The sequence below is a fragment of the Streptomyces sp. NPDC091280 genome (assembly GCF_044768565.1).
Classification (GTDB): domain Bacteria; phylum Actinomycetota; class Actinomycetes; order Streptomycetales; family Streptomycetaceae; genus Streptomyces.
The window spans coordinates 12,810-26,780 of sequence record NZ_JBIVUZ010000012.1 but is presented as its reverse complement, the minus strand read 5'-3'; the positions used below and the strand labels follow the sequence as shown (position 1 = coordinate 26,780).

11 protein-coding genes are annotated in these 13,971 nt (G+C 71.6%); 6 read left to right on the top strand and 5 right to left on the bottom strand.

The window, feature by feature from the left end:
- Positions 1-37: 37 nt before the first annotated feature.
- Positions 38-3,133 (bottom strand): lantibiotic dehydratase, encoded by a 3,096-nt coding sequence (locus ACIQPR_RS32925; protein ID WP_403655692.1) that lies wholly within the window; start codon positions 3,131-3,133, stop codon positions 38-40.
- Positions 3,134-3,412: 279 nt separating this feature from the next.
- Here ACIQPR_RS32925 and ACIQPR_RS32920 point away from each other — a divergent pair, with 279 nt between their 5' ends.
- From ACIQPR_RS32920 to ACIQPR_RS32895, 6 genes are all read left to right on the top strand, one after another.
- Complete coding sequence (locus ACIQPR_RS32920) at positions 3,413-3,565, top strand: hypothetical protein (RefSeq protein ID WP_280882897.1); 153 nt, start codon at positions 3,413-3,415, stop codon at positions 3,563-3,565.
- 61 nt (positions 3,566-3,626) lie between these two features.
- Complete coding sequence (locus ACIQPR_RS32915; RefSeq protein ID WP_403655689.1) at positions 3,627-5,636, top strand: B12-binding domain-containing radical SAM protein; 2,010 nt, start codon at positions 3,627-3,629, stop codon at positions 5,634-5,636.
- Positions 5,633-6,643, top strand: a complete 1,011-nt coding sequence (locus ACIQPR_RS32910; RefSeq protein WP_403655687.1) for a DUF692 family multinuclear iron-containing protein — start codon at positions 5,633-5,635, stop codon at positions 6,641-6,643. The genes ACIQPR_RS32915 and ACIQPR_RS32910 overlap by 4 nt, the downstream gene beginning before the upstream one ends.
- Positions 6,640-7,404, top strand: coding sequence for a hypothetical protein (locus ACIQPR_RS32905; protein ID WP_403655685.1), 765 nt, complete (start codon positions 6,640-6,642; stop codon positions 7,402-7,404). The genes ACIQPR_RS32910 and ACIQPR_RS32905 overlap by 4 nt, the downstream gene beginning before the upstream one ends.
- A 56-nt stretch (positions 7,405-7,460) precedes the next feature.
- Positions 7,461-9,404, top strand: coding sequence for a RiPP maturation radical SAM C-methyltransferase (locus ACIQPR_RS32900; protein WP_403656455.1), 1,944 nt, complete (start codon positions 7,461-7,463; stop codon positions 9,402-9,404).
- The gene (locus ACIQPR_RS32895) at positions 9,401-10,048 is read left to right on the top strand and encodes a DUF5825 family protein (protein WP_403655683.1); all 648 of its coding nucleotides are present in this window, start codon (positions 9,401-9,403) and stop codon (positions 10,046-10,048) included. The genes ACIQPR_RS32900 and ACIQPR_RS32895 overlap by 4 nt, the downstream gene beginning before the upstream one ends.
- Here the strand turns inward: ACIQPR_RS32895 and ACIQPR_RS32890 are convergent.
- The 4 genes from ACIQPR_RS32890 to ACIQPR_RS32875 all read right to left on the bottom strand — a co-directional run bounded on the left by ACIQPR_RS32890 (position 10,013) and on the right by ACIQPR_RS32875 (position 13,920).
- Positions 10,013-10,780, bottom strand: a complete 768-nt coding sequence (locus ACIQPR_RS32890; RefSeq protein ID WP_403655681.1) for a Stf0 family sulfotransferase — start codon at positions 10,778-10,780, stop codon at positions 10,013-10,015. The genes ACIQPR_RS32895 and ACIQPR_RS32890 overlap by 36 nt on opposite strands.
- A 77-nt stretch (positions 10,781-10,857) precedes the next feature.
- A complete protein-coding gene (locus tag ACIQPR_RS32885; protein ID WP_403655680.1) occupies positions 10,858-11,691 on the bottom strand; it encodes a carbohydrate ABC transporter permease in 834 nt (277 codons plus the stop codon).
- On the bottom strand, positions 11,681-12,661 hold the full coding sequence (locus tag ACIQPR_RS32880; RefSeq protein ID WP_403655678.1) for a carbohydrate ABC transporter permease: 981 nt from the start codon (positions 12,659-12,661) through the stop codon (positions 11,681-11,683). The genes ACIQPR_RS32885 and ACIQPR_RS32880 overlap by 11 nt, the downstream gene beginning before the upstream one ends.
- Positions 12,658-13,920: an extracellular solute-binding protein gene (locus tag ACIQPR_RS32875; protein ID WP_403655676.1), complete on the bottom strand. Its 1,263-nt coding sequence runs from the start codon at positions 13,918-13,920 to the stop codon at positions 12,658-12,660. Before ACIQPR_RS32875 ends, ACIQPR_RS32880 begins: the two co-directional genes overlap by 4 nt.
- Positions 13,921-13,971: the final 51 nt, after the last annotated feature.

The following is a 13,971-nucleotide window of genomic DNA, read 5'->3' as shown; positions in this document are numbered from 1 at the left end:
AGTTTCATACTTTCGGGCAGTGCTCCCGGGCCGAAACCTACGCGTCCGGGCCCGCCCCGGCGCCGCGCCTCGCTCGTGCCGTCCAGCTCAGCGCGGCGGCTCTGGCCAGGTGCAGGTGCGATCGTTCCTCGGGGAGTCCTGGCCCGTGCGCGCGGACGTGGTGGAGATGCAGGAGGTCCGGGAGCAGCTCGCGCGCGGAAAGCATGCCCGAGCGGTCGAGCGCGCTGCGGTAGGCGGCCAGCGCGCTCCGGCGTGCGGACCAGCTCGCCGTGACGCGCGCGTCCGGCGCCAGGCGTCCGGTGAGCCCGGGGGTGAGGAGGGCGGTCGTCAGGGCGATGGCCTGGTCGTAGACCGCGCGGGGTGGCGCGCTGCGTTCCGTGTGGGTGTGTCCGATCAGCCAGCGCATCGCTTCCATGTCGTCGCCGAGGAGGCCTACGGCGATGTCCACCATGCTCGCGGCGGTCACCGCGCGGGCGTCGAGGGCGTCCGGGGCGGTCCGCGCGGTCAGTTGGGCGAGGGCGGCGGTCGCGTCGGCGGCGAAGTACTCCTCGGCCGCTTCCATCGCCTCGGGGCCGCCGAAGCGCCCGGCCTGCGGGTAGTAGGTCTCCAGGCTCGTGCGGGTGATGAGGCCCGCGTGCCGCAGCCGGCGGCTCCACTCGCCGACCTGCCCGAGAGCGGTTCCGAGTGCGCCGGGCGCGCAGGTCAGCCGGAGACGGACCTGATCCTCGGGGTCGCGGTGGCGGTCGAACCACCACCGCGGTTCTCCCAACTCCGCCAGCAGGCGCGGCAGATGGCCGGTCAGGAGGGCGTTCTGCCGGTCGCGAGGCCCGTGCAGGGCGAGGTAGAGGGAGTTGTCGCAGCCGGGCAGACGGCCGTGGTCCCGGCCGGTCGTCCTGCCCCGCCCGCTCACCGGTGTGCGGGGCCGGTCCACGGCGGCCAACGGGATGACGATCTCGTGGGCGCGCCCGCCGGTCCAGCCCAGGTCCCCGGGTTCGGGTGCGGCCCGCAGCAGCGCCTTGCCTTCGCGCTCCAGGTGGGTACGGAGCAGGAGCCGGTGCGAGGACTGCGTCAGGTCGAGGGTCATGCGCCGGTCGCCGTCGCCCAGGTACACGTGCTCGGGCAGGAACACGTCACGACGCCACTCGGTCATGGCCTCGTCCCAGCGCGGCCACGGTGTGTCCGCGTCGGGAAGGTCGTCGTGACCGAGTGTCCAGCGGGCCGGGGACAGGACGGTGCGCCCGTGGCGCAGGGCGGGCAGGAACGGCAGGGCGGAGACAGCGGCTCCCCACGCGAACCCGGTGCAGGGGACGGCCAGTGCCACCGGCGCCTCGATCAGGAACCGGGCCAGCGGATGGGTGTGGTGGGTGAGGTCCACCGCGTTCGGCAGCAGCGTGTGCACCGGGCGGCGGCGGGAGACCGAGACCAGGTGCAGTCGCTCGGCGTCGGCGGTCACCGCCAGGTCCGTCACGGGCAACTGGCCGGTGTCCGGGCCGTGGTGCTCACCGAGGGGGATCACCAGGTCCGTGAATTGTGGGGTGTGCGCGACGTTCGCCGAGCGGATGTAGAGCGGGGTGGCGCCGATCTGCGCGGTCAGCGCGTCCTGTTGGACGCCGGGCAGTCCCGCGTACACGTCGGTCATCCGGCGGCGGTCGTCGGCGTCGAAGAGGTGCAGAAAACGCCCGGTGGCCGTTCCGGCGGCGCGGGCCACCCCGGTGACATGGAGCGTGAACTCCCCTTGTGCCAGGGCGGACACGCTCGCGGAGTGGATCCGCACGGTCATCTCGGTGCTCGGCTGCACGGGCGTGCCGGGAGCTGTTACGGCGAGTGCGTCGATCGCGGCGTCGTCGAGCTGCACCTGACGTCGGCCTGCCGTCGCGGCGGTGTACGCGAGCCGTAGCAGTCGGCTGTCACGGGTGGTGAGGGTCGGGCCTGTCGCCGCGTCGGTGGTTCCGAGGTAGCCGGAGGGGTAGCCGAGGAGTTCGACGGCGTCCAGGACGGGTACCGCCGCTCCCGGCCCGTAGCGGTCGAGGAACCGGGCGTGCCAGGCGGTCCACCCAGGGCTCAGCGCGGCCCGGGGCGCCAGGCGCGTGAGCACGGTGGCGGCCGAGGCCGCCTCCTGGGCGACCGCGTCCGGGATCACCAGGTCCCAGTCCAGCCGCAGGTCGAGCGCGAGCGCCGGTTCCGCGCCGGGACACAGCCGTCGCATCACGGCGCTCACACGCACGCGCTCGGCACGTGCATCGTTACCCGTACCCGTCTCCGTACGCGTGGCGGTCGCGTCGTCGTGTCGTGCCAGTCCCGCCGCGACCTCGCGCAGCGCGGCGGTTTCGGCCGCGGGCAGGTCCGGCGTCCGCCCGAGCAGGGTGCCGATCGGGTCGGAGACCGTGACCGAGTGGCGCAGGCAGGTGATCAGGAAGCGCTGGCGTACGAGGTTGGCGAGGAGGTCGTCGATCGCGGTGGGCGAGGCGGCCGGGAATCCGGCGGAGAGGGTCGCGGCGAGAGCCGCCCACCGGACCGGCGCCCGCGCGCCCTCCATGGCCATGCGGACCGGGGCGGTCGCGCGTATCCCCACGTGCGCGGGCACTCCGTCGATCGCGGTGCTTGAGCGGTGCTCGACGATCAGGCGTCCGTCGCGTTCGAACGCGAGGCCGGAGGCGATCAGCGTCAACCGGGGCCGGAGCGCCCGGAGTTCCTCCAGTTGCTCGACCAGGGCCGCCGTCCAGGCCGCGTCCGGCCTGGTGACCGACCGGTGGGCGGTGCCGACGCGCAGCGTGGGAGCGGGCCCTGTGCGTGCGGGTGCGACACCGGCGAACAGGCCGAACGGAGTGGCACGTGAGCGGGCCCGCAGCAGGTAGCGCAGCACCGACAGGACCGCGCGCCGGACGGCGGGTTCCGGCACCGGTTCGCCCGCGCGTATCTGCTGCACCCGTCTCGCCAGGTCCGGGCTGGAGAACTCGACGGCGGTGGCGAACTCCCTTGTCCGCCACAGCTGTTGCAGCCACGCCCGCCACGCCTCCGGGTGCGCGGCCGGACCGGTCAGGTCGGGCCAGGCCGTGGGAAGGTCGGGAGGCCGGACCGCCGCCCGCACCACGACCGCGTCGACAGGGCGGTAGAAGTCGACGTGGCGGTGCAATCAGCCCTCCAGCGACTCAACGGCGTTGTGCGTGCGTGGCGTTGTCGCTCATTCTCCCCAACCGCCCGCCGCGCGGGGGCGATTACCCGCCATGGTCACGGTGAGGGCTGCGGTGCCGCCCCGCTGCGGCGAAGGGTCCGCACGTCGCTGAACTGGCTGGATGCGCGCCCAACTAAACGACGGCGTATGGGCTGTTGACGCACGTGTTGTCTGGCTTAGCCTGGGCGCCGCACATGGCGAACGGCACATTCCCATCACGCTGACGAAGGGAAGACGATCATGACCGCTGTGTCCCCCGAGAAGCTCGCCGATGAGGAATTCGGTGAGCTCGAAGAACTCCAGGTGATCGATTCCAGCGAGTTGAAGCTCGGCGCGGCCTATCACACGTACACCTACATCGCGGCGGAGAGCACGGAGGACATCCCCGACTAGGACGTCCGGGAGCCGAGGCGACTCTTCGACGGACGAGATCGGTGGGACGAGGAGGTGGGTCGTGCCGTCCAGCGAGTCGGCGGACCGTACCCGCACCGACGTCCTGTTGCTCTTCCCGCCGCAGACCGAGGCCAGGTTCTTCCCGTATCTGAGTCTGCCGTACCTGACCGGGCATCTGCGGCGCCGGGGTCGGCGGGTGCACCAGGCCGACCTGAACATCGCGTTGCTCCACGAGGTGCTGTGCCATCCCGCCCTGCTGGACGAGGCGGTCCGTGCCCAGGGCGCGGGTGGCGACGGTTCGGCCGTGAGCGACTGGTATCGCGGGGCGGTGGCCGATGTCTTCGCCGCGCACATCGGCGAGTTGCGTGCCCACGTGCTGCGCAAGGAGCCGGCGGGCGAGCTGGGCCCGGACCGCGCGGTCCGGCTCGCCACCCTGGCCCTGGAACTGCTGGTCCGCGACAGCCTCCTGGTGCGGACCTGGGAGGATCTGGGCCGGCTCGACGAGGCCGTCCGCCGGGCCGCGGACCGGCCGCCCGCCGACTCGGGCGTACCGGTCGCCTCGCTGCACCGCCTGCTGTCCGGGCTGCTCGGCCGGCATCGGCCCCGGGTGGTCGGCCTGTCCGTGGCGTTCTTCAGTCAGCTCGCGCCCGCGCTGCTGATCGCCGGCTGGGTCAGGCGACTTGCGCCGGACACCCTGGTCTGTCTGGGCGGTCAGCAGGTGATGCTCCGCCACGACGACCTCGCCCGGCTGCCCGGCGTCCGCGAGACGGTCCACGCCCTGTGCCCGACCGCCGGGGAACAGCCGCTCGAACGCTGGCTGGACGCGCTGGACGGGACGGTCCCGCTCGCCGCCGTGCCCGGCATGACCTGGCTGCCGCGCGCCGGTGCCGGGCCGCGCACGAGCCCGGCGGTGACCCTGCGCTTCCGTGACCTCGGGCCGCCCGACTTCACCGGCCTGCCGTTCCGCTCCTATCTCAACGACGCCCTGGAGCTGGCGATCGTCTCGTGCGTCGGCTGCTACTGGGGGCGGTGCGCGTTCTGCTCGTACGGCAACCGGGCGCTCCCGCAAGGCGGTTACCAGCAGGGCACCGCGATCCAGATCGCCGACGCCGTGGAGGCCGTGGTCCGCGCCACGGGCACCCGGTTCGTGTCGGTCGCGGACGAGAACACCAACCTGCGGCTCATCCTGCGGGCGATGCGCGAGGTGCGCGAACGCGGCGTCCGGGTCCGGTTCGGTGTCCGCGCGCGGCTGGAATCCGCCCTGACCGAACCGGAGTTGTGCCACGACCTCGCCGCGGTCGGCTGCGCGATGGTCTCGGTCGGCTACGAGGGCACCTCCCAACGCCTGCTGGACCGGATGGAGCGGGGCGTGCGCGCGGCCGACTACCAACTGATCCTCGACAACCTCGACGCGGCGGGCATCACCGTCCGCTTCACGGTGATGGGCCAGGTGCTCGACGAGACACCGGACGAGTTCGAGGCGTCCCTGCGCTTCCTCGTCGCCAACGAACGGCGCATCGGCATCGACGCGTTGGAGCTGATGGTGGCGGAGCCCGGCAGCAGACTGGCGGGCGACCCGGAGGGCTACGGTCTGACGCTCGACACCTCGGACCGCCTCGCCGGCAACCCCGAACTGAGCTATCTCTCCGGCCGGGTCGGCCACCCGCTGGCGGTCCGCGGCGGCCCCACCCGCACCGAGGCACTGGACCGGCTGGTGCGGATCTTCGACACCGTCAGACCGGGCCGCACGAAGGCCCCGGCACCGGCACGCCCCGCCGCCGACGGCCGTAGACCGCCCGCCGCCGCGACCCTGCGCCCGCACACGTGGATACGCACCGTGCCCGCCCACGCCGACGCCCCCACGCCGGACCGCGTCACCGTCGCCGACCTCGTCCGGGAACGGTTCTACGCCCTCCCCCGCGCCGACGTCGACCAGCGCCCGGACGGCCTCCTCACGGCCCGCACGGACCGGGGCCGCCGCCTCCTGGCCCGGCTGGCCGACGCGGGAGCGGGCATCCCCGACCCGGCACCTCTGTCCAACTCCGCACCCTCTGCCAGGAGTTCGTCATGACGCAAGCGCCGCGCACCGCACCCGGCGGCACCCGGACCGGCACCGGCCCCGCGCACCGGATGGGCCTGGGGGTCCTGATGGACATGCCGTGGGGCGGCGGACGCCTCGGCAGGCGCGGGATCGGATTCGTGGAGAGCGACGACGGCGGCGGGGACGTCACCGACCGGGTCCGCGCCTTCCTGCACCGCCACGGCGGCGACTTCGCGTACGCGGCCCTCGCGTTCCAGCCGCGCTCGCGCGCCCGCGTACAGGCGGCCGACTATGTGCGCGCCTACGACCGCTTCTTCGAGGCGGTGCCCGCCGGCTCGGCCCGCGCCTTCCACCAGACCGAGCTGAACATGGGCAGCCCGGAGCGCTACGACCGCCGCCCGGCCGCCGAGTTCACCAATGAACTGGCCGCCCGCTACGGCTTCTCCTGGGTGGTGGAGGACCTGGGCATCTGGAGCCTGCGCGGCATCCCGATGCCCTATCCGCTCCCACCGCCGCTGACCGGGCCGGGCCTGGAGATCGCCACGCGGAACGTGGCGGAGGCGGCCCGGCTGCTCGATCCGCCGCTGCACGTCGAGTTCCCCGGTTTCACCGAGGGCGGCTCGTTCGTCCTGGGCCACATGGACGCCTTCGAGTACTTCGCCCGCCTCGCGGAGGACGCCGACGTACGCGTCACGCTCGACGTCGGCCATCTCCTCAGCTACCAGTGGCTGAGAGGGCGCACCGGCCGCAGCATGTACGACGGGATCGAGGCCCTGCCCCTGTCCCGTTGCCGTGAACTGCACCTGTCGGGCTGCCAGATCGTGGGCGGCAGGTTCCGCGATCTGCACCACGGGGTCCTGCTGGACGAGCAGTTGGAGCTGACCGAGTATCTGCTGCCGCGCTGCCCGAACCTCCTCGGGGTGTCCTACGAGGACCCGATGTACCGCGAGGACGGACAACTGGTCGAGAAGTCCCGGCGGAACTACGCGCGGCTGCGGGACCTGGTCGCCGCCTGGCGGCGCGGGGAGGCGACATGACCGCGGTGGAGCCGGGCGCTTCGCTGGACGGCGCCCAACTGACCGACCTGCTCCTGCGGTTGCTGCTGGACGCGGACCTGCGCGCCCGGCTCGCCGACGAGGGCGCGGCGGCCGTGGCGGCGGATGCCGGCGAGTTGGAGTGCCTGGCGAGCGTCGACCTGGCCGAACTGGACACCACCGCACGCCGGTTGCGCTCGCAGGTGTGGCGGCCCGGCAGCGGCGGCAGCCTCGCAACCACGTTCCCGCGCGGTCTGCGTCTCCTCCAGGACGCCGGTGCCACGGAGGCCGGACTGCTCACCGGCTTCCTCGGCTCGCCGCACTTCGCCCGGTTCCGGCTGATCCCGTACACCGCTCCCGGGTTGTCGGTGGAGGAGGCGTTCGCGTCGTACCTGCTGGAGGGCACCGGGCCAGGGGCAGTGCGCGACACGGTGACCCACGAGCTGATGATCGCCCTGTTCACCGCGCTGGCGTGCGAGCAGCCGCTGTCGTTCGTGATCGAGGCGGAGGGCATCGTCCCGACCGACCGAGGCCATGCCGCCGTGCGGACGTACGAGGCCGCGTCCGTGGCCACTTGGGGCTCCGTCCCGGGCGAGCGGCGCGGTGCCGCGAGCGCGGAGGCGGTGCGCTACGCGTACTTCACCACGTCCGCCGGGCTGGCTCACGGCGTGGTGTCCGGGCGGGTCGCGGAGGCCTTCGAGGCCGGACCGTCGGACCGGCGCGAGACAGCGCGGCGGGCGCTGGCCGACCGTGGACTGTGGTGACGGGAAACGTGTCGCCGGGGAACGTATCGACGGGAAGAGGACTCGCCTTGCGCATCGTGTTGGTGGACATGCCGTGGTCGTCGCTCGACGCGCCGTCCCTCGCCCTCGGCATCCTCAAGCGCCGGATCCTCGACGTCTTCCCGGACGGCGCCGCGGACGTCGAAGTGGTGCACGCCAACCTCGACTTCGCCGACTGGGTGTCGGCCCGTACGGAATACGGCTTCGAGGAGTACGAGTTCTGCGCGACCTCGTACTTCTCCGGGCACAGCGAGTGGATCTTCTCGGCCGCGCTCAACGGCCGACCGCGTTGGCGGGTGGCCGAGTTCACGGAGCACTTCGGCGACAAGATGGCGCCGCACATGCTGGCCAAGGCGCGTGAACTGCACGAGCTGGCGCCCCTGTTCGTCCGGGAGACGGCCGCCAAGATCGCCGCCGCGGCACCGGACGTGGTCGGCTTCACCACCACGTTCGCGCAGAACGCGGCGGCCCTCGCGGCGGCCCGCGTGGTCAAGGAACTCTCCCCCGGCACCATGACCGTCTTCGGCGGCGCGAACTGCGACGGCCCGCAGGGCGCGGCGCTGCACCGCAACTTCCCCTACGTCGACTTCGTGGTGCGCGGCGAGGGCGAACTCGCCTTCCCACGGCTACTCGCCGCGCTCCGCGACGGCGACACCGACGGCCTGGCCGCCATCCCCGGCCTGTGCCGCCGTGATGCGCGGGGACGGTCCGTGGCCCGCCCCATGGACGCCGCCCCGCTGCCACCGGGAGCACTGGTCACCCCGGACTACGGCGACTACTTCGAGCGGCACGCGCGCTCCACCGCGGGCGGCTGGGTGGAACCGCGGCTGGTGGTGGAGGGCTCGCGCGGCTGCTGGTGGGGCGAGAAACACCACTGCACCTTCTGCGGGCTCAACGGCTCGTTCATGGAGTTCCGCAGCAAGGACCCGCGACGGTTCGTGGACGAGATCCTCGCCCTGGTCGAACGGCACCGGGTACTCGACGTGTGGGTCACCGACAACATCCTCGACATGACCTACCTCAACTCCATGGCCCCGCTCCTTGAGGAGTCCGGTTACGACCTGCGGCTGTGCTACGAGATCAAGTCGAACCTGCGGCGCGAGCAGCTGGCGACGCTGTACGCGGCGGGGATCAGCTATGTGCAGCCCGGTGTGGAGAGCCTCAGCAGCCGGGTGCTGAAGCTGATGGACAAGGGGGTGACCGGCTGCCAGAACGTACGCCTGCTGCGGGACGCGGAGAGCGTCGGGATCAACCTCAGCTGGAACTACCTCTACGGCTTCCCCGGGGAGACCGACGAGGACTACGACGGGATCGTCGGCCAACTCCCCGCGCTGCACCATATCGGCCCGCCGGCCAACTCCACCCGTCTGAAGGTCGAGCGGTTCAGCCCCTACTTCGACCGGCCGGAACTGGGCTTCGGAGACCTGCGCCCGGCCTCGCACTACCACCACATCTACGACCTGCCGCCGGACGAACTCGCCGACCTGGTGTACATCTTCGACTCACCGAACCAGGGCATCGCCGACGCCTGCCGCGACCGGCTGCGCACGGCCGTGGCCGACTGGACGCGGGCGTATCCGCGCAGCCGTCTGACCCACTGCGACCTCGGCACGCACATCGTCCTGGTCGACACCCGGCCGGGCTTCTCCTGGCGGCTCCTCGACCTCACCGACCCGTTCGAAGTGACGGTGTTCCGGCTGCTGGACACCCCGCACAGCGCGGCGGCGCTGCTGCGCAAGGCCGCCGCCCGGAGCGCGGAGGGCAGGGAGCCGGTCGGGGCGGTGACGGAGGAGCGCGTAGCCGGGCTGCTGGCGCGCTGGCGCGCCCTCGGCCTGGTCTTCACCGACGACGGCCAGTACGTACAGGTCGCGCCCGCCGTGGCCAACCAGGACCTGCTGCGGCTCGACGGCACCGGACTGCACCGCGACGACACCTCACTCGTGCCCGCGCTGGCGGCCCCGGCCGCAGGGAACACGAGATGAGGCCGGGGCTGACGTTGTGGAAGGACCGGGACCCGGCTGCCATGCGGCTGCCGGGCATCCACGGCGGCACCCTCGCCGGACCGCCGGACGACCCGGTGCACGCCGTGGGTCAACTCGCCGCCGAGGGCGTCCAGTTCGTCGAGGTGCACGAGCCCGTGGACCTCACCGATCAGGACGGCGGGTCCGCTGTCGCCGTCCTGCTCCTCGTCCGGGAACTCACCAGTCACGGCATCGCGGTGGACTGGACCCTGCGCATGCCCGAACCGGACCGGTGGCGCGCGTTGAGCCATCTGCACCCCCCGGCAGCAGTCCTGCGCGGCCCCACCGGAGAGGACATCGACGCGCACGTGGTCACCGCGTGGCGCGACTCCTTCCACATCGCGAAGTGCGGCTACCGGCGCGGCCCCGGTTTCCTGGAGATCCGTGACCACCGCTGGAATTCCTTCCGGCGGCTGGTCGTCAACGCCCCTCGGAGTAGAGCGTTCCAGGGGCTCCTGGACGGCGTTCCGGTGGTCGCGTCGGCGACGACGGAACGTGCCCTGGCGGGGTACCTGCGCGAGAACCTGGTCCACCGCGCCGGACGCCACCTGTGGTGGACGCCGTACCGCCTACGACGCTGGCCGCTCAGCACGACGATCCCGTAGGAACCGTTCGACCCACTGTTCCGTCAGCTCGTCGGCCTGGCGTCTGATCCCCGGCGCCGGCAGCGAGGCGGGGGCCTCGACGCCGAGGAAGTCGAGGCAGCCCCGCAGGCCCGTCTCGTAGTCCGCGACGAGGTCCTCGTAGACGACGACATGCGGGGTGACACCGTGCCGCGCGAAGTAGTCCTCCCAGACCGACGCGTCACGGTCGAGCATCCGCAGATGCCGCCGGATCTCCTCGTAGCCGTACCGGGGAGCCGCCCGCGGTCGACCCTCCGGCAGAAAGGTCCCGTCGACGATCCACACACCGGTCTGCTCGGCCATGGTGTACGACACGGCCTGCCGCAGCCGGTCCCCGCGCCGGATCCAGATGTAGCGGGGGGCGTGGAGGACGTCGTACGGGTCGACCTCGAGGCTCGCGAGGTGGCCCGCGTGGATCCGCAGCCCGAACACGCCGTTGGGGCTGGTCCGGCAGGTCATCAACTGCCGTACGTAGCCTGCCGCGAGCTCCTCCGGATCGCCGGAGTCGAACCCCCACCGCTCGAAGTAGTCCAGCGCGAAGGCGTCGGCGAAGTAGTCCTCGGCGAAGCCGGCCAGCCCGGTGTGCCACAGGGCACGGGCGAGCATGTTGCTGCCGCAGCGGGGCGTGGACGCGAGCACGTAGCGGACCGGCGGCAGACCGGTGAAGGGCGGGAAGTCGAACTCCGGGGCGTTGGTCCGGTAGCGCAGCACCATGCGCCCACTGTCGCGCCCGGCACCTGTGGTTGTCACCGGGACCGCCGTACGGCGGCCGAACTCCGTTGCGCCGCACGTCATTTGAGGCCGGAGTGGGACAGCCCCTCGACGAAGTGGCGCTGGGCCAGGACGAAGACCAGCAGCATCGGCAGGACGGTCATGGTGGCGGCGGCGAGTTGGGTGTTCCACATCTGGCCGCCGTAGGCGTCGGTGAAGCGGGTCAGGGCCTGCGGCAGGGTGAACAGGTCCGGGGACGTGAGGTACACGGTGGGTTCCAGATAGAGGTTCCAGGAGGCGAGGAACGTCAGGATCGCGACCGCCGACAGGGCGGGTTTCGCCAGGGGCAGGCAGATCCGCCACCAGATCGCGGGGCGTCCGAGGCCGTCGAGGCGGGCGGCCTCCTCCAGTTCGACCGGGAGCGCGATGAAGAACTGCCGCATGATGAACGTGGCCAGCACACACGGTCCGGCCAGCGCGGTCACCAGGATCAGCGGCCAGTGCGTGTTGACCAGGCCGGCCGATTTGAACAGCTGGAACAGCGGCACGATCGTCACCTCGCTCGGCACCAGCATCCCGGTCAGCACCACCAGGAACAGGGCGTTGGCCCCGGGGAACCGGATCCGGGCGAAGGCGTATCCGGCCAGGCTGGACACCGTCAGTGTGATCAGGGTGACCAGTACGGCGATGTAGACGCTGTTGAAGTACTGCCGGGCGAACGGCTGGAAGCGGAACGCCTCGGTGTACGCGGACAGGGTGGGTGAGTCGGTCCACAGCGACGGCGGTGACGCGAAGATCTCCGCCAGTGGTTTGACCGACGCGGCGACCATCCAGATCGTCGGCACCACGAACGGGATCGCCAGCACGCCCAGCGCGATCACCAGCAGTGCGGGCCTGAGCCTGTCAGTCCTCATAGAACACCCACTTACGGCGCAACTGCCACTGGAGCAAGGTCAGCAGCATGACGAAGGACAGCAGCATCAGGGCCAGCGTCGAGCCGTAGCCGATGTCGTTGAACTTGAAGGCCTGCTGGTACACGTAGTAGACGAGGACCGTGGTCGACAGGCCCGGTCCGCCGCCGGTCAGGACGGCGATCTGGGCGAAGGACTGGAGCGCGCCGACCACGGTGACGATGACGGTCAGCAGGACCGTCGGCGAGATCATCGGCAGTGTGATCCGGGCGAACACCGTGCGGCTGTTCGCGCCGTCGATGCGGGCGGCCTCGTACAACTCCCTCGGTACGCCCTGCAAGGCGGCCAGGAACAGCACCATGTTGACCCCGACGCTGCGCACCACCTGGGTGAGGATCACCGACACCATCGCGGTGTCGCCCTCCTTGAGCCAGTTCGGTCCGTCGATGCCGACCGTGTTCAGCAGGGCGTTGATGCCGCCGTTGTCCTGGAGCAGGAAGCCCCAGACCAGGGTCCAGGCGACGACGGAGACCACCACCGGGGAGAAGAACAGCGTGCGGAACACCGTGACGCCCCGGAACCTCCAGTTGAGCAGGACGGCGATCAGCAGACCGAGCGTGATGTTGACGATCACGACTCCGCCGGAGAAGAGCGCTGTCGCCAGCAGCACCTTGGGCAGTTGGGGATCGTCGGCCAGGGCCGCGTAGTTGGCGCCGCCGACGAAGGTCTGCCTGCCGGTGAAGATGTTCCACTTGTTCAGGCTGTACCAGACGGCCATGCCGACCGGGAGGAGCACGAACACCGCGACGCCGACGAGCTGCGGCAGGATGAACAGGTAGCCGGTCAGGTGGTCGCGGCGGCGGGTCGTCCAGAACGTCGGCCCCGATGCGCGGGCGGGCCGGTCCCCGGTCGGCGCGGCGGGCCGGCCGGCGGCCCGCCGCACGGGCCGCCCGGCGGTGCGGGTCCCGGTCACTTGGCCAGAATCGGCTTGAGCGCGGCGCACACCGACTTCAGGACGGCCGGGATGTCGGCATCGGCGTGCCACATCGCGTCGAGCGCCGTCTTGCCCTTCTGGGCGATCTCCGCCGGGCTGGTGTGGTTGGGCAGGGTGACGGCGTCGGGGAGCTGGTCGACGACGGCGTCCTGCAACTGGGCGGCGCTGAGCACCTTGTTGTTCGCGGCGAGCTTGGCGCCGGTCAGCAGCGACTTGCGCGGCGGCGGGAAGTACTGCGCCAGCTTGGCGGCGTTCTCCGGATCGGTCAGGTAGGCGAGGAAGTCCGCCGCCTGCTTGGGGTGCTTGCTGGAGGCCAGTACGCCCACCCCGGCCTGCCCGAGGACGGAGTACTTGCCCTTGGGCCCGGCGGGCAGCGGGTACAGCGAGAACTTGAACGAGCCGGTCAGCAGCGAGGCCCGGGAGACCTGCGCGACGGTGAAGGCGGCGTCGCCCGCGAAGAAGTCGGCGGTGGTGCCCGGACCGGGCATCGCCTTGCTCTTGAACGCCGCGTCGTGCAGGAAGGTGAACGCCTGCCGCATCTCGGGCGAGTCGAAGGTGCAGGTCTTTCCGTCCGCGCTCCACGCCGAGGCGCCCCAGCCCGTCCACACGGTGGCCAGCGTGTTCCACGCCGTGTAGTCGAAGTCGCGGACGACGAACCCGGCCTTGCCGGTCTTGGCGTGGACGGCCGCCCCGGCGGCGGCGACCTGGTCCCAGGTCAGACCGGCCGGGTCGATCTTCTGGCCGGCCTTGGCCAGCAGGTCGGTGTTCACGTAGAGGGCGTAGGGCGAGTTGGAGAACGGGTAGGCGTACAGCGTGCCGTCCTTGCTGAACTCGGAGGTCACGCTGCCCAGCAGGTCGTCGTACTTCCAGCCGGGTGTCGCCTTGAGCTTGTCGGTCAGCCCGACGAGGGCGTCGGAGGCGATGAGGTCGCGGGACAGGTCGCCCATCCAGGCGAGGTCAGGGGCGTTGCCGCCGGCGATCTGGGTGGTGAGCGTCGTGTTGTAGTCGGCGAACGGCAGGCTCTCGAAGGTGATCTTCGTGACGTCGGGATGGCCGGCCCGGTAGGCGGCGGCGATGCCGTTGAGCAGTTTGAGCTGGGCCGCGTCCGAGGTCCAGACCGTCATGCGCAGCTCGGCCGTCTTCTCCGAGGTGCCGGAGGACGGTCCGGCGCAGGCCGCGCCGAGTGCGAGGACCGTCGTCAGGGCGACGGCGCTCAGCGCCTTTCTGGTTCTGGTCATGGGTGGTTCCCTTCGCTGTGCGGGTGCGGGAGGCGCTACGGGAGGGGCGGC

Coding starts and splice junctions, on each gene's coding strand:
- ACIQPR_RS32920 (WP_280882897.1), top strand. CDS start 3,413: ATGACCGCTGTGTCCCCCGAGAAGCTCGCCGATGAGGAATTCGGTGAG.
- ACIQPR_RS32910 (WP_403655687.1), top strand. CDS start 5,633: ATGACGCAAGCGCCGCGCACCGCACCCGGCGGCACCCGGACCGGCACC.
- ACIQPR_RS32905 (WP_403655685.1), top strand. CDS start 6,640: ATGACCGCGGTGGAGCCGGGCGCTTCGCTGGACGGCGCCCAACTGACC.
- ACIQPR_RS32895 (WP_403655683.1), top strand. CDS start 9,401: ATGAGGCCGGGGCTGACGTTGTGGAAGGACCGGGACCCGGCTGCCATG.
- ACIQPR_RS32890 (WP_403655681.1), bottom strand. CDS start 10,780: ATGGTGCTGCGCTACCGGACCAACGCCCCGGAGTTCGACTTCCCGCCC.
- ACIQPR_RS32885 (WP_403655680.1), bottom strand. CDS start 11,691: ATGAGGACTGACAGGCTCAGGCCCGCACTGCTGGTGATCGCGCTGGGC.
- ACIQPR_RS32875 (WP_403655676.1), bottom strand. CDS start 13,920: ATGACCAGAACCAGAAAGGCGCTGAGCGCCGTCGCCCTGACGACGGTC.